At 65.1% G+C, this 13,270-nt stretch carries 12 protein-coding genes; 5 read left to right on the top strand and 7 right to left on the bottom strand.

Going from position 1 to position 13,270, the window contains the following annotated elements; genetic code table 11:
- The 5 genes from SAS01S_RS13540 to SAS01S_RS13520 form a co-directional block, all read left to right on the top strand.
- The coding region (locus tag SAS01S_RS13540) for a glycine--tRNA ligase subunit beta (RefSeq protein ID WP_245656905.1) at positions 1 to 1,312 on the top strand (1,312 nt) is incomplete at its 5' end.
- Between the two features lie 70 nt (positions 1,313 to 1,382).
- A complete protein-coding gene (ppdK, locus tag SAS01S_RS13535; RefSeq protein ID WP_066809128.1) occupies positions 1,383 to 4,064 on the top strand; it encodes a pyruvate, phosphate dikinase in 2,682 nt (893 codons plus the stop codon).
- A 55-nt stretch (positions 4,065 to 4,119) separates the two neighbouring features.
- On the top strand, positions 4,120 to 4,926 hold the full coding sequence (locus SAS01S_RS22575) for a hypothetical protein (protein ID WP_157082817.1): 807 nt from the start codon (positions 4,120 to 4,122) through the stop codon (positions 4,924 to 4,926).
- A gap of 13 nt (positions 4,927 to 4,939) precedes the next feature.
- Positions 4,940 to 5,506, top strand: a complete 567-nt coding sequence (locus SAS01S_RS13525; RefSeq protein ID WP_084238992.1) for a DUF1214 domain-containing protein — start codon at positions 4,940 to 4,942, stop codon at positions 5,504 to 5,506.
- Complete coding sequence (locus tag SAS01S_RS13520) at positions 5,506 to 6,027, top strand: DUF1254 domain-containing protein (protein ID WP_066809120.1); 522 nt, start codon at positions 5,506 to 5,508, stop codon at positions 6,025 to 6,027. The genes SAS01S_RS13525 and SAS01S_RS13520 overlap by 1 nt, the downstream gene beginning before the upstream one ends.
- Positions 6,028 to 6,171: 144 nt before the next feature.
- On the opposite strand, the gene SAS01S_RS13515 is transcribed toward SAS01S_RS13520, so the two are convergent.
- The 7 genes from SAS01S_RS13515 to cpaB form a co-directional block, all read right to left on the bottom strand.
- On the bottom strand, positions 6,172 to 6,468 hold the full coding sequence (locus tag SAS01S_RS13515; protein WP_066809118.1) for a hypothetical protein: 297 nt from the start codon (positions 6,466 to 6,468) through the stop codon (positions 6,172 to 6,174).
- Positions 6,469 to 6,570: 102 nt separating this feature from the next.
- Positions 6,571 to 7,569 (bottom strand): type II secretion system F family protein, encoded by a 999-nt coding sequence (locus tag SAS01S_RS13510; RefSeq protein ID WP_066809116.1) that lies wholly within the window; start codon positions 7,567 to 7,569, stop codon positions 6,571 to 6,573.
- Positions 7,570 to 7,573: 4 nt separating this feature from the next.
- Positions 7,574 to 8,551: a type II secretion system F family protein gene (locus SAS01S_RS13505; protein WP_066809109.1), complete on the bottom strand. Its 978-nt coding sequence runs from the start codon at positions 8,549 to 8,551 to the stop codon at positions 7,574 to 7,576.
- 49 nt (positions 8,552 to 8,600) lie between these two features.
- Positions 8,601 to 9,905 carry a CpaE/TadZ family protein gene (locus SAS01S_RS13500; RefSeq protein ID WP_066809106.1) on the bottom strand — a complete coding sequence of 435 codons (1,305 nt, stop codon included), beginning with the start codon at positions 9,903 to 9,905 and terminating at the stop codon, positions 8,601 to 8,603.
- A 1-nt stretch (position 9,906) separates the two neighbouring features.
- Positions 9,907 to 10,539: a CpaD family pilus assembly lipoprotein gene (locus tag SAS01S_RS13495; RefSeq protein ID WP_066809103.1), complete on the bottom strand. Its 633-nt coding sequence runs from the start codon at positions 10,537 to 10,539 to the stop codon at positions 9,907 to 9,909.
- Positions 10,540 to 10,560: 21 nt separating this feature from the next.
- The gene (locus SAS01S_RS13490) at positions 10,561 to 12,201 is read right to left on the bottom strand and encodes a type II and III secretion system protein family protein (protein ID WP_066809100.1); all 1,641 of its coding nucleotides are present in this window, start codon (positions 12,199 to 12,201) and stop codon (positions 10,561 to 10,563) included.
- A complete protein-coding gene (gene cpaB / locus SAS01S_RS13485; RefSeq protein ID WP_066809097.1) occupies positions 12,201 to 13,229 on the bottom strand; it encodes a Flp pilus assembly protein CpaB in 1,029 nt (342 codons plus the stop codon). The genes SAS01S_RS13490 and cpaB overlap by 1 nt, the downstream gene beginning before the upstream one ends.
- Positions 13,230 to 13,270: the final 41 nt, after the last annotated feature.

Here is a 13,270-nt window from a genome sequence, read left to right as displayed (position 1 = left end):
AGGGCAGGGCGCCGATGTCGACCCTCACCCTTCCGCGCCTTCGGCGCTCCCTCCCTCTCCCAACGGGAGAGGGATTCTAGCCGACATGGCCGAACGCGCCGCGCGCTTGGCCAAGGCCGACCTCGTCACCGGCATGGTCGGCGAATTCCCCGAGCTTCAAGGCCTGATGGGCGGCTATTACGCCGCTGCGCAGGGCGAGGCTCCGGCAGTCGCTGAGGCGATCCGCGATCACTACAAACCGGTCGGGCAGGGCGATGACGTGCCGACCGCGCCGGTGACGGTGGCGGTGTCGCTGGCGGACAAGCTGGATACGGTATTGTCGTTCTTCGTGGTGCGGGAAACGCCGACGGGTTCGCGAGATCCCTTTGCGTTGCGCAGAGCGACGCTGGGCATAATTTCGCTCGTTCAGACCAACCAACTTCGGATTCCGCTGACCGGGGTGTTTAGCCGCCTCTATCCAATGTGGAAGGCTGTAACGGCGCAAAGAATTGAAGCGATACCAATGCTTCGAGGACTCAGCGAACACGATTGGCTTCCCGCATATCAGCTGTCAGAAGATAAGCGCACGCTCAAGCTGGCATATACGGAAGAAAAACAGAGCAGCTTTGACTTAGACGCTGATGCGATCGGAACGGTCGAAGCTTGGCTCGCGATTCTCGATGCCGAAGAAATCAGTGATACGCTTACACTGGATTTCTTCGCCGACCGACTCAAGGTTCAGCAACGCGAAGCCGGTGTCCGCCACGACCTGATCGACGCGGTGTTCGCGCTCGGTGGCGAGGACGATCTCGTCCGCCTGCTCGCGCGCGTCCACGCGTTGCAGTCGTTCGTCACCACCGAAGACGGCGCCAACCTCCTCGCCGGCTACAAGCGTGCGGCGAATATCCTGAAGAAGGAAGGGTACGAAACTCCTCTCCCCGTGGGAGAGGAAGGGGCCCGCTCGGCGCAGCCGAGTGGGAAGGTGAGGGCAGGGGAAGGCGCCACTGACGGCCCTCACCCTTCCGGCGCTTCGCGCCTCCCTCCCTCTCCCGATGGGAGAGGGAATTTGGGCTACACCCCCGAACCCGCCGAAGCAGACCTCATCGCCGCACTCGACGCCGCCGGCCCGGCCGCGGCCGACGCCGTCGGCAACGAGGATTTCGAAGCCGCGATGGCCGCGCTCGCCACGCTGCGCGCGCCGATCGATGCGTTCTTCGACGCGGTGACCGTCAACGACGCCGATCCCGCCAAACGTGCCGCTCGCCTCGCGCTGCTTGCCCGGGTGCGCGACGCGGTCCACGGCGTCGCCGATTTCTCGAAGATCGAGGGATGATACCTCGACGTACACATTCCGCCTGATCCTTCCGCCTCCCCAGCGAAACCAGGCATAAAGGGACTGACGAATGACGCAGTACGTGTACCGGTTCGGTGGTGGCGTTTCCGATGGGGGGAAGGGGGACAAGAATCTCCTCGGCGGTAAGGGCGCAAACCTGGCTGAGATGGCCTTGATCGGCCTGCCGGTGCCTCCCGGGTTCACCATCTCGACGCCGATGTGCGCGGTCTATTACGATGAAGGCGCGTCGTTCCCGGACAGCCTGAAGGCCGAAGTCGCCGCCGGCATCGCGCATATCGAAGGCGTCACCGGCAAGAAATTCGGCGATGCGGCGGATCCGCTGCTGGTCTCGGTCCGCTCGGGCGCCCGCGCGTCGATGCCGGGGATGATGGACACCGTCCTCAACCTCGGGCTCAACGACGAGACCGTGGTCGGCCTGGCCAATGCCTCGGGCGACGAGCGCTTCGCCTGGGACAGCTATCGCCGCTTCATCCAGATGTATTCGGACGTGGTGCTCGAACTCGATCACGGATCGTTCGAGGAAGCGCTCGAAATCGCCAAGGAAGACAAAGGCTATTATCTCGACACCGAGATGACCGCCGCCGACTGGAAGGCGCTGGTCGACACCTACAAGAAGCTGGTTGTCGAGCAGTGGGACAAGCCGTTCCCGCAGGACGTCCACGATCAGCTGTGGGGCGCGGTCGGCGCGGTGTTCGGGTCGTGGCAGTCGGAGCGAGCGAAAGTCTATCGCCGGCTCAACGACATTCCGTCCGAATGGGGCACCGCGGTCAACGTCCAGGCGATGGTGTTCGGCAATATGGGCGACACCTCGGCGACCGGTGTCGCCTTCACGCGCGATCCGTCCAAGGGTGACAATGCTTATTATGGCGAGTTCCTGATCAACGCGCAGGGCGAGGACGTCGTCGCCGGCATCCGCACGCCGCAATACCTGACCAAAGCGGCGCGCGAAGAGGCCAACGCCAAGCCGCTGTCGATGGAAGAGGCACTGCCCGAGGTCTACACCCAGCTCGCCGGCGTGTTCGACACGCTCGAAAAGCATTACCGCGACATGCAGGACATCGAGTTCACGGTGCAGCAGGGCAAGCTCTGGATGCTCCAGACGCGTTCTGGCAAGCGCACCGCCAAGGCCGCGCTCAAGATCGCTGTCGACATGGCCAACGAAGGGCTGATCACGCGCGAGGAAGCGATCCTGCGGGTCGATCCGGCGGCGCTAGACCAATTGCTCCACCCGACGCTTGATCCCGCGGCGCCGCGCGACGTGCTGACCAAGGGGCTGCCGGCCTCGCCGGGTGCGGCGTCGGGCAAGGTCGTGTTCGATGCCGATACCGCAGAAAAGCGCGCCGCGGCGGGCGATGCGGTGATCCTGGTCCGTACCGAAACCTCGCCCGAAGACATTCACGGCATGCATGCGGCGCGCGGCATCCTGACCGCGCGCGGCGGCATGACCAGCCACGCCGCCGTCGTCGCGCGTGGCATGGGCCGGCCGTGCGTGTCGGGCGCCGGCACATTGTCGATCGACGCCAAGGCGAAGGTTATGCGCTGTGCGGGCCGCGAAGTGAACGAAGGCGACGTGATCACGATCGACGGCGCCTCGGGCGAAGTGATGATCGGCGAAGTGCCGACCGTTCAGCCCGAGCTCGCCGGCGATTTCGGCACGCTGATGGAATGGGCGGATGGCGTCCGCCGGCTCAAGGTCCGCGCCAATGCCGAGACCCCGCTCGACGCGCGAACCGCGCGCGAGTTCGGCGCTGAGGGTATCGGGCTGTGCCGTACCGAGCACATGTTCTTCGACGCCGCGCGGATCACCGCGGTGCGCCAGATGATCCTGGCCGAGGACGAGAAGGGCAGGCGGGCCGCGCTCGACAAATTGCTGCCCGAACAGCGCAGCGATTTTATCGAATTGTTCGAGGTGATGGCGGGCCTGCCGGTCACGATCCGCCTGCTCGACCCGCCGCTGCACGAATTCCTGCCACACGAGGAAGAGGAATTTGCCGAGGTCGCCGCTGCCGCGGGGGTCGAGGTCGATTATCTCAAGCGCCGCGCCGCCGAATTGCACGAGTTCAACCCGATGCTCGGGCATCGCGGTTGCCGGCTGGGCGTGACCTATCCCGAAATCTACGAGATGCAGGCGCGGGCGATCTTCGAGGCCGCCGTCGCCGTCGCCGAGAAATCGGGCCCAGATTCAGATAGCGCGCCGATCCCCGAAGTGATGATCCCGTTGGTCGCGACGCGCCGCGAACTCGAGCTGATGAAGGAGGTGGTCGACAGGGCCGCCCAGGCAGTGTTCGCCGACAAGGGCCGCGAGATCAGCTATTTCGTCGGCACGATGATCGAGCTGCCGCGCGCCGCGCTCAAGGCTGGCGAGATCGCTGAGGTCGGACAGTTTTTCTCGTTCGGTACCAACGATTTGACGCAGACGGCGCTCGGCGTCAGCCGCGACGACGCAGCGCGCTTCCTTGGCATCTATGTCGACAAGGGCATCTATCCGAAGGACCCGTTCGTCAGTCTCGACGTCGAGGGCGTCGGCGAGTTGATCCGTATCGCCGCCGAGCGCGGGCGCGCGGCGCGGCCCGACATCAAACTCGGTATTTGCGGGGAGCATGGCGGCGATCCGGCGTCGATCGCGTTCTGCGAAGACGTCGGACTCGATTACGTCTCGGCCTCGCCCTATCGCGTGCCGATCGCCCGGCTGGCGGCGGCGCAAGCGGCCTTGGGCCGCAAAGTGGATTGAGACGGGCTTGACTTCGCCCCGGCGGCGACCGCACTCAACGGCGATGGATCTGGGCATGAAGCGCTGGCTGGTTTTCGCGATGATGGCGCCGCTGGCCGCGTGCGGCAGCATGGGCGGCAATGACGGCCCGTCCGAAAAGGACATCGCCGACGCCTTGGGCCGGTCGGGCGCCAAGGTGCAGTCGACCGAGCGCATCGCGTGCAAGACCGCGCCCGATCGCCCCGGCTATGTCTGCGACTATCGCGCGACGACGTGCAGCCCATTTACCGGCAAGTGCGACAAATCGGCGACGCGCACCGGCCGCTTCGTCCGCTATGGCGACAATTGGATGTTCCGCGACGACGTGATCGATCCTAATCGCTATGCTCCGACGCCTGCGCCGGTCCCGACGCAAAGTCCGGCGGTGACCGATCTGGCGCCTACCCCGACGCCCACCCCGGTGGCGAGTCCGTCGCCTACTCCGACCCCATCGCCCAAGCCGTCATCGTCGCCGACGCCCAAAGCGAACCCGACGCCCAAACCCAGCCCGACGCCCAAGCCGGAGCCGACTCCCAAGGCCACGCCAACGCCCAAGCCGACCCCGAAACCGATTCCGGGCGGCATCAATCGCACCTGGCTGTCGGGGCGTTGGGGGGCGGAGAATGGCGATTGCACGGCGCGCCGCGCGGTCAATTTCGGCCCCGGCGGGGGTTTCTACGGCAAGCGCGGCATGGGTCACTGGTCGCTCGACGGCAAAACGATCAAGGTCACCGGCAATTACAGCGCGGACGACAAGCCGTTCGATCAGATTCTCAAGGTCGACCGCATCGGCGACGACGCGATGATGATGGAAGGCAAGCGTTACCACCGCTGCCCGAACTAACAGGGAGGGGGCCATGAAGCCCTGGATCCGATATGCAGCCTGTGGGGTACTCGGGTTGGCGCTCGGCGCTGGTGCCGCGATCCAGCATGTCCGTACCGGCGTGCTCGGCGCGAGCCGCGCGATTGGACCCTGGACCACGGGCAGTGATTTCGGCACCGCGCGCGCCGGGGCGTTCACCCGGGCGGTGGTGTCGCTGCGCGGGCTGCTCGCGCTCCCGGCGCATGAAGCGCGCTATTACAATGCCGCGGTCGACAGCGCCGGCGATCCGCTCGACGGCCGCTGCCGCTATCGCGTGTCGGGCAGAGCAATCCCGGCCAAATGGTGGAGCCTGACGCTCTACGACCATCCCGGCTATCTGGTCGCCAACCAGGCCAACCGTTTCTCCGTCAACAGCGCAGCTGTGCCCAATCCAGCGGCATGGGACGTGATCGTCGCGCCTGCCGAACAAGCCGGACTGTGGCTGCCGACCGGGCGGATCGAGCGGTTCGAACTGACCTTGCGCGTCTATCTTCCCGACGATGGCGGGCTCGGCACGCTGACGCGCGACCGGCTGCCCGCGATCGTCAAGGAGGCCTGCTGATGCGTCACTGGCTGTTCCCGTTGCTGCTTGGCGTCATACTGGCGTTCGTCGGCTATCACGTCGCGCTGGCGCAATTTCCGCGCGTGCTGATGAGCCTTGCTACCCACCGTATCGCGAAAGGGGCGGGCTATAATGCGATGTTCGCCGCCCCGCTCGCCACCGACAAAGCCCGCGCGATCGTCCGGCCGAGCCCCGATCTGGCCTATTCCTCCTGCCCGTTCGACCTGTCGAAAGGTCCCGTGCTGGTCGATGTCGAGCCGGTGCCGGCGCCTTACTGGTCGCTGTCGGTGTTCGATGCGCGCACCGACGTCGCTTACGTCCGCAACAATATCGATGCCGGTAACCAGCCGATCCGGATCGCGATCGCCCAAGCCGGCCAGCCGGTGCCCGACGGCATGACCGCGGTGCGTGTTACCGGCACGACCGGGATCGCGTTGCTTCGCATCCTGGCACCCGATCGCGCGCAGTTCGCCGCGATCGACGCCGCGCGAAAGAAGTCGAGCTGTAAGGCATTGAGTTGAGCGCAGCTCCTTCTCCTGTTGGGAGAGGGAAGGGGCCCGCGAGCGCAGCGAGTGGGAAGGGTGAGGGCAGCATTCTTGCTTCTGCCCTCACCCTTCCGGCGCTTCGCGCCTCCCTCCCTCTCCCGACGGGAGAGGGAGATTTGGTCACACCGTCCGCGCCCGCAACTCTGCATTCTCCGCGGCCAGCTTCTCATTGGCGGCGGCCAGATCGATCTTCGCCTTCTCCAAATCGCGGACGTAAGCGTCGCGATTGGTCGTCAGCGCGTCGCGATCGCGCATCTTGGCATCGGAGTCCTGGCGATACGCGGCATGCGCATCGCGCTCCGCTTCATAGCGCGTGCGCCATTTGGTGCCCTTGGGCGCCAGGATCAGACCAAGGACCAGTCCGACGATCAGGACCAGCACGACTATGGCGATCTGATTGGGGTCGGTGAACATCATCGCGTCTCTCCCTGTTGAGATGCCAACGCGTCATGCTGCGCCGGGTTGCGGGCCTGTGCAAGGGTAGCCCCCTCCCGCGTACGGGAGGGGGGAGTCTTTGGATCAATGGCCGCCGTGCAGGAAGGCGTCGTTGATGCTGCACGCAGCCGGACCCAGGATGACGATGAACAAGGTCGGCAGGATGAACAGGATCAGCGGCACGGTCATGATCGCGGGCAGGCGCGCGGCCTTTTCCTCGGCGCGCATCATGCGCTCGTTGCGGAATTCGGCCGACAGCACGCGCAGCGCGGAGGCCAGCGGCGTACCGTATTTCTCGGTCTGGATCATGGTCGTGACCACGCCCTTGACCGCGTCGAGATCGACGCGCGTCGCCAGATTCTCGAACGCCTGGCGGCGGTCCGACAGGAAGCCGAGCTCGATCGCAGTCAGCGCGAATTCGTCGCCGAGTTCGGGGTAGGCGCGGCCCAATTCCTTCGACACGCGGTGGAACGCGACATCGACGGTCAGGCCGGCCTCGGCGCAGATCACCAGCAGATCGAGCGCGTCGGGCAAGCCCTTGCGGATCGCCGACGAGCGCTTCTGAATCTTGTTCTTGAGGTAGATGTCGGGGCCTTTGTAGCCCAGGATGAAGGCACCGGCGACAAGACCATATTGCTTGAGCGGCGACCAGGTGGCGAACGCGTCGGTGCCGTAAACGAAATACAGCATCGGCAGGCCGAACAGGATCGGCAGGATCAGCCGGCCGAAGATGACCGCGACGGCATATTCCTTCTTGCGGATGCCGGCCTGGAGCAGCTTGGTCTGCGCGACCTTGAGCTGGCTGTCCTGCAGCACCTTGAGGCCCGACAGGATGCTGCGAATACGGTCGGTGGTCTCGTTCTTCTGGACCAGTTTCGCGCGACGCTTGCTGGTCGAGGCAGTGATGCCGGCCTTCAGCTGTTCGCGGCGGTCGTTGAGCGCCTTGACGCGACGCGCCATCGGATCGCGCACCGTGGTCGCGGCGTAGATGGCGAGCATCACGGCGAACGCGGCGACCCCGGCAAGCATGGTGCCTACCCAAAGGACGTCGACGCCGAGCAGGGTTGTGTGATGTGGTTCCATGGCCTCAGATCTCGAAATTGACCATTTTGGCCATGATCAAGCCACCCAGTGACATCCAGATGAAGCCGCCGATACCGGCGACGATCAGGCGCTGATCGACGAAGAAATTGCCCATATAGGCCGGGCTGATCCACATGATCAGGCCGAACACGATGAACGGCAGAGAGCCGACGATATAGGCCGATGCCTTCGATTCGGACGACATCGCCTTGATCTTGAGCTTCATCTGGCTGCGCTGGCGAAGCACGGTGGCCAGATTGGCGAGCGTTTCGGCCAGGTTGCCGCCGGTTTCGCGCTGGATCGCGATCGAGATGACGAAGAACTGGAATTCGGGCGTGCCGAGGCGGTCCGCGGTTTCCTGCAGCGCGGCGTCCATCGTCCGGCCGATCTTCATTTTGTCGGATACCGCGCGAAATTCCTCGCCGACCGGTCCGGCTACTTCGGCGCCGACCACGCCCATGGTTTCGCTGATCGGCAGGCCCGAGCGCAGCCCGCGCACGAGCAATTCGATCGCGTCTGGGAATTTGGTGGTGAATTTGTTGACCCGGCGTTTGATGAAATAGCCGACCACGAAATGCGGCAATCCGCCGCCGAGGAACACGGCAATCAGCACGGAGATCGCGATCGGCGCGCCGCGGATCATCAATAAAGAAGCGACGACGAGCATAATACCGAATGTCGCCAGGCCGTACTGACCGACGGTCCAGGTCTTGCCGGTCATGGCGAGGCGCTTCTTAAGCACGGCCGGACGCGGCAGGAACCGCATCATCGCCGTATCCATGTTGCTGTCGCGCTTGCCGGTGATGCGGCGCATTTGCGCTGCCATCACCGCGTCGCTGGCGGCGCCGCTATGGCGTTCGCGGAGCGAGTTCAGCCGGCGCGTCTGCGCCTTTGCCGCCGACGGGCCGGTAAAGGCGAACGCCAGCAGCAGCAGCATGGCCGCCGCTCCTGCAAACACCGTGATCAGCGGCACCAATGGCATCGCTCAAACGCTCCACTTGTTCGAGCCGGCCCGGATGGGCCGGCTATGGTCAACTCGACTTCGCGGCTTTCTTGCCCGGCATCAGCGACTTGAGATCGGCGAACTTGCCCATCAACGACTGCCCGGCCGGTTTTCCCGCACCGTTCTTGCCCGTTGCCTTGCCCGCGGGCTCGGCCGCATCGCCGACCGCCAAAAGGCGGTTGGAGAGGTCGCCGATCGGCGCGACCGTCTTCGATCCCTTGCCGGCCTCAGCCAGCGTCTTGCCCAGCTTGGCTGCCTGTGCGGCCAGTTTCTGGTCATACGGGATGAGGAAATCGATGCGACGCTCGATCGAGCTCTCGAAGTCCTTTCGGTTGATTTCCAGCTGGCCACCGGCGGGCACCCGATTGGCGACCACCAGGACCTGGCTTCCGGGCGCGTTCGACTTCAACCACGACAGGATGCGGATCGTGTCGCGCGCCGCGGCCAGCGTCAGCTCGGTAACGACCACCGTCGTCTGGATATCGCTGATCAGATGCGGATGCTGGATCAACTGCGCGCGCGGCAGGTCGACCACGGTGCATTCGAACGCGGCGCGCATCTCTTCCTGCAATTGATAGAAAGCGGAGCCGTCGGTCATCATCGGCGAATTGATCGGCGCTTCGGCTGACAGCACCGCGAGACGTTCGCTGGCCTTGACCATAGCGCGTTCGATGAACAGACCGTCGATGCGGCTGGGATTCTCGATCGCGTCGGTCAGGCCGCGGCCCGGCTCGAGATCGAGCGCCAGCGCGCCGGTGCCGAAATGCACGTCGAGATCGAGCAACGCCGTGGTACGGCCGCCTTTCTCGCTCATCAGCCACGCGATCGAGGTCGCGATGGTCGAGGCGCCGGTGCCGCCGCGCGTGCCGATCACCGCGGTCGCGGAATGCGGACGATCCAGCGAGACTTCGTTCAGCCGCGGCGCGTTCAACACCGCTTGCGCGCTACCGAATGTTTCGCGCAGCATGTCGGGATTGAGCGGCTTGAGCAGATAATCCTGGATCCCGCTCGCGGTCAGGTCGCGATACAGACGGACGTCATTGACCTGGCCCGCCGCGATGACGACAGTGCCCGGCTCGCAGACTTCGGCCAGCGCGTTGATGTCGTTGAGCGGATCGCCCGATTCGGAGAGATCGACGAACAGCACTTGCGGACTCGCCGAGACCGACAAAGACTGGACCGCATTACGCAGCCCGCCCTTGTTCACCTTCTCGGCCGACCAGCCCATCTCGCTGACGATCGGACGCAGCGCTTCTGCGGTCGTCTCGTCGCAGACATAGGCGACGAACGGCTCGCGATGCGCGACGCCAGCGGGTTTCCACGGCGCGTTCATCTTATTTGCCTCCCGACGATTCGGATTTGACTGAGGTGCCACCGCCCCCGGTCGGGGCGGCCTTGCGATACGTGCCGATGGCGCGGCCCGACGTGACCGGGTCGGTTGTGCCATCATCGGTACGACCCCGGACCAGATCGAGCGGATCCGCGACCATCGCGGCCAGGTTGGCGTTGCTCGCGCAGCCGAAATTGGAGGTCGCGCTGCCCTGGAATTCGCTCGATCCGCTGCGCGTGAAGTCGGGGCAGCCTGGGACCGTGGCGACCGACCGGCTGACGACGACGCGAACCATGCCGGCCGCCATCGGAGCATTGGTGATCGGCGCGCGATCGGCGAGGCGCATACCGTAGCTGGAGACGATCGCCGCGATCTGCGCGCGAGCACGCGAGTCATAGGGATTGGGATCGTCAATCGAAACCTGATCGCCATAACGCAATCGCATCGAGGCGAGCCAGCCGGCGACCCGTTCGGTCTCGCCCGGCGCCAGGCCAGCCGTGGTCGATTGCGCATCGAACACGTAATCGGTGCGGCTGACGACCGGCTGCTTGATCGAGTCGACGCCTTGATTGAGCGTGCCGCAACCGCCCAGCATCAGTGCGGGAGCGGCAAGAGCGGCGATGAGGATCGTACGCATGATCTGATTGTTCCTCGCGCGTTACAGGCTGAAGCCGGGAGTGGCGGGCTGCTCGCCCTTTTTCGACTTCTTCGGCAGAAGTGCTTTCTTGTCGGCGGTCGCCGGATCGGAGCTCGGTTGCGGCGCGGTCGGCGCCGCAGGTACGGGCGCGTTGGCGCCGATCGCCGGGCCCGCTAGTGTCGGCACGGCCATGGTCGGCTTGGGGCGATCGCCGCCGGTCGTGCCTTCACCCAGGCGTCCGAGGAAAACGCGTTGGCCATCGTCCGGTGCCTTGTAGCCATCGGTTGGCAGCACGATCTCGTTGGCGTTGACCGGCCTCACCAGATAGGGCGTGATGACGATCATCAATTCGCTTTCGTTGCGCTTCCAAGCGTTGGAGCGGAACAGCGAGCCCAAGATCGGCACGTCACCGAGCCCTGGGGTCTTGTCGATCGAATTGTCGGTGCCGTTCTGCAGCAGGCCGCCGATCACTAGGCTCTGTCCCGATCCCAACTCGACAGTGGTTTCCGCACGCCGCGTGGTAAGCGCGGGAATGGTGACGCCGGAGAGCGTCACCGCGCCCGCCGAAGACAGCTGCGAGACTTCCGGCCGGACGCGTAACGAGATACGGCCATCGGCCAGCACCGTCGGCGTGTACGCCAGGCTGACGCCATATTGCTTGTATTCGACCGACACCGCGCCGAGGCCTTGGCTGACCGGGATCGGAATCTCGCCGCCGGCGAGGAAGGATCCGGTTTCGCCCGACAAGGCGGTCAGGTTCGGGTTGGCAAGCGTGGTGACCTGGCCATCGGTTTCGCCCAGGTCGAGCGCCGCCAACACGTTGGTACCCAGAAGAGCACCGGCCGCGGCGATCGTCGTACGTTGGGCGCCGACGAGATAGTTGGAGGTCTTGAGGCCGGTGGTCGGATCGACTGTAATTGTTCCGGCATTGCCGTTGTCCGATCCGAACAGGAAGCCGCCGCCCGGATTGTCCTTGGTCTTCAGGCGGACGCCAATATTCTTGACGAAACTCTTCGAAACTTCGGCAAACTTGACCTGCAAATTGACTTGCAACGGCGTCGCGCTGCGGAGGCGGTTGATCACCGCGATCTTCAACGGTGTCGTCGCGTTGGAGACGTCGATGCCGGGGTTGAGCAAGGCGGCGACAATTTGTTGCGCCTGGGCGACATCGGCAGGCGCCGCCACGGTGCCCGTCAGGACGGCGAGCTGGCCGACCGTGATCACCTTGATGTCGGCGTCCGGCATGGCGGCCTTCAGCATGCGATCGATCGAGGTCAAGTTCTGGCCGACGCGCACGTTGGTCGAATAGATCACCCTGCCGTTGGCCGCGGTGACGAACACCGTGGTCGTTCCATAATCCTTGCCGAACAGGCGGATCTGGCGCGGGTTGCTGACGTCGACATCGGCGACGTTCTGATTGGCGACCCAGACATCGGCGGCGTCGGCGGGCAAGGTGATGACTTCGCCCTGGCCGACGGAAAGCACCACTTCGGTCGTCGGCCGTTGCGTGCCCTGCGGCAAGCCACCGACGCGAACAGCCTTGGCGGCCGCGCGGCGCGTGGTCTGCCGACCACCCCCGGCGGCTTCGACCGGCATGGTCGCTACCAGCGCCGTTGCGACGGTAGCCGCAACGATCCGGTTCAAAACGATTGTCGCTTGCATCACTTGTTCCCCCCACGACCGAGCGGTACCTCGGTCACGTTGTTCCCGCGGACGATACGCACCGTGGGACCGGTATTGGCCGCGGCGCCGCCCGGAACGCCCGCAGCGCCGCCAGCTGGCGTCGTTTCCGCACTCTTGCCTGGCACGGTACGGCGCTGAAAGCGCGACACATCGGCACCGGTGGCGAAGGTGGTCTTGCCTGCCATCGGCTGTGTCTCGGCAGTTGCGAGCATTGCCTTTTCGGCCTTCGGATCCTTGCCGTCGGGCACCTTCACCGATCCATCGGCGATCGCCTGATCGAGCTCGGATGCCGAGTCGGCGAGCGGACGCAGCACCAGCGACAGGTCACCCAAAGTGCGTGCCACCGAAATCTTCTCAGCGATTGCCGGAGTCGCCTCGATCGTCACCATCGAGATGTTGCGGACCACGGTCTTGCCCTGATCGTCGACATCGCTGGTCGTGCGCTGGTCGGTCGCTAGCACGCGGAGGTTCTTCATGATCGTCTCGGCCACCTTGAGTGGCGGACCATCGCCGCCGCCGGCGACGGTCTGGGACAGCGTCAGGTCGACACGGTCGCCTGGAAACACGAAGCCGGCGACCGAATTCTCGTTGCGGACCGGAAAGGTAACCGCGCGCATGCCCGGGGTCAGCGCCGCGGCGAGGAATCCGCGGTCACCGGGCTTGACCAGCGACCCCTGGGTCAGCGGCGAGCCTGCGGTGATCACCGAGCGCACGACCGTGCCCTGCAAGCTCTTGGGATCGAATCCGTCCTTGCGGATGTAATAGGCGTTCTCGACCAGCTCTTTCGGCCAAGGCTGGAACTTGAAGCTGGTCGCATCCAGGATCGTGCCCATCGGCAGCGCCTTGGTCGCGACGAGAACCTCCGTGCCGGTCTGAACCGGCGCGATGGGTGCCTGGGCCGAGGCCACCGGGGAGCTCGATCCGGCGATCAGGCTGCGCGCCATGAACGCGGTGATGGCGGCGACGAAGAGCGCGCCCACCAGCAAAATGATCTTCCGACTATCCATGACGCTTCGTGCCCCGTTGTGGCGATGATCTCGGTCTGATC

This window comes from Sphingomonas asaccharolytica NBRC 15499 (assembly GCF_001598355.1).
Taxonomy (GTDB): Bacteria; Pseudomonadota; Alphaproteobacteria; order Sphingomonadales; family Sphingomonadaceae; genus Sphingomonas; species Sphingomonas asaccharolytica.
The sequence above is the reverse complement of the archived record's forward strand: the minus strand, read 5'-3'. Positions and strand labels throughout refer to the sequence as shown.

Bases quoted from the DNA above. Each gene is read 5' to 3' on its own strand.
- ppdK (WP_066809128.1), top strand. From the start codon at position 1,383: ATGACGCAGTACGTGTACCGGTTCGGTGGTGGCGTTTCCGATGGGGGG.
- SAS01S_RS22575 (WP_157082817.1), top strand. From the start codon at position 4,120: ATGAAGCGCTGGCTGGTTTTCGCGATGATGGCGCCGCTGGCCGCGTGC.
- SAS01S_RS13525 (WP_084238992.1), top strand. From the start codon at position 4,940: ATGAAGCCCTGGATCCGATATGCAGCCTGTGGGGTACTCGGGTTGGCG.
- SAS01S_RS13520 (WP_066809120.1), top strand. From the start codon at position 5,506: ATGCGTCACTGGCTGTTCCCGTTGCTGCTTGGCGTCATACTGGCGTTC.
- SAS01S_RS13515 (WP_066809118.1), bottom strand. From the start codon at position 6,468: ATGATGTTCACCGACCCCAATCAGATCGCCATAGTCGTGCTGGTCCTG.
- SAS01S_RS13510 (WP_066809116.1), bottom strand. From the start codon at position 7,569: ATGGAACCACATCACACAACCCTGCTCGGCGTCGACGTCCTTTGGGTA.
- SAS01S_RS13505 (WP_066809109.1), bottom strand. From the start codon at position 8,551: ATGCCATTGGTGCCGCTGATCACGGTGTTTGCAGGAGCGGCGGCCATG.
- SAS01S_RS13500 (WP_066809106.1), bottom strand. From the start codon at position 9,905: ATGAACGCGCCGTGGAAACCCGCTGGCGTCGCGCATCGCGAGCCGTTC.
- SAS01S_RS13495 (WP_066809103.1), bottom strand. From the start codon at position 10,539: ATGCGTACGATCCTCATCGCCGCTCTTGCCGCTCCCGCACTGATGCTG.
- SAS01S_RS13490 (WP_066809100.1), bottom strand. From the start codon at position 12,201: ATGCAAGCGACAATCGTTTTGAACCGGATCGTTGCGGCTACCGTCGCA.
- cpaB (WP_066809097.1), bottom strand. From the start codon at position 13,229: ATGGATAGTCGGAAGATCATTTTGCTGGTGGGCGCGCTCTTCGTCGCC.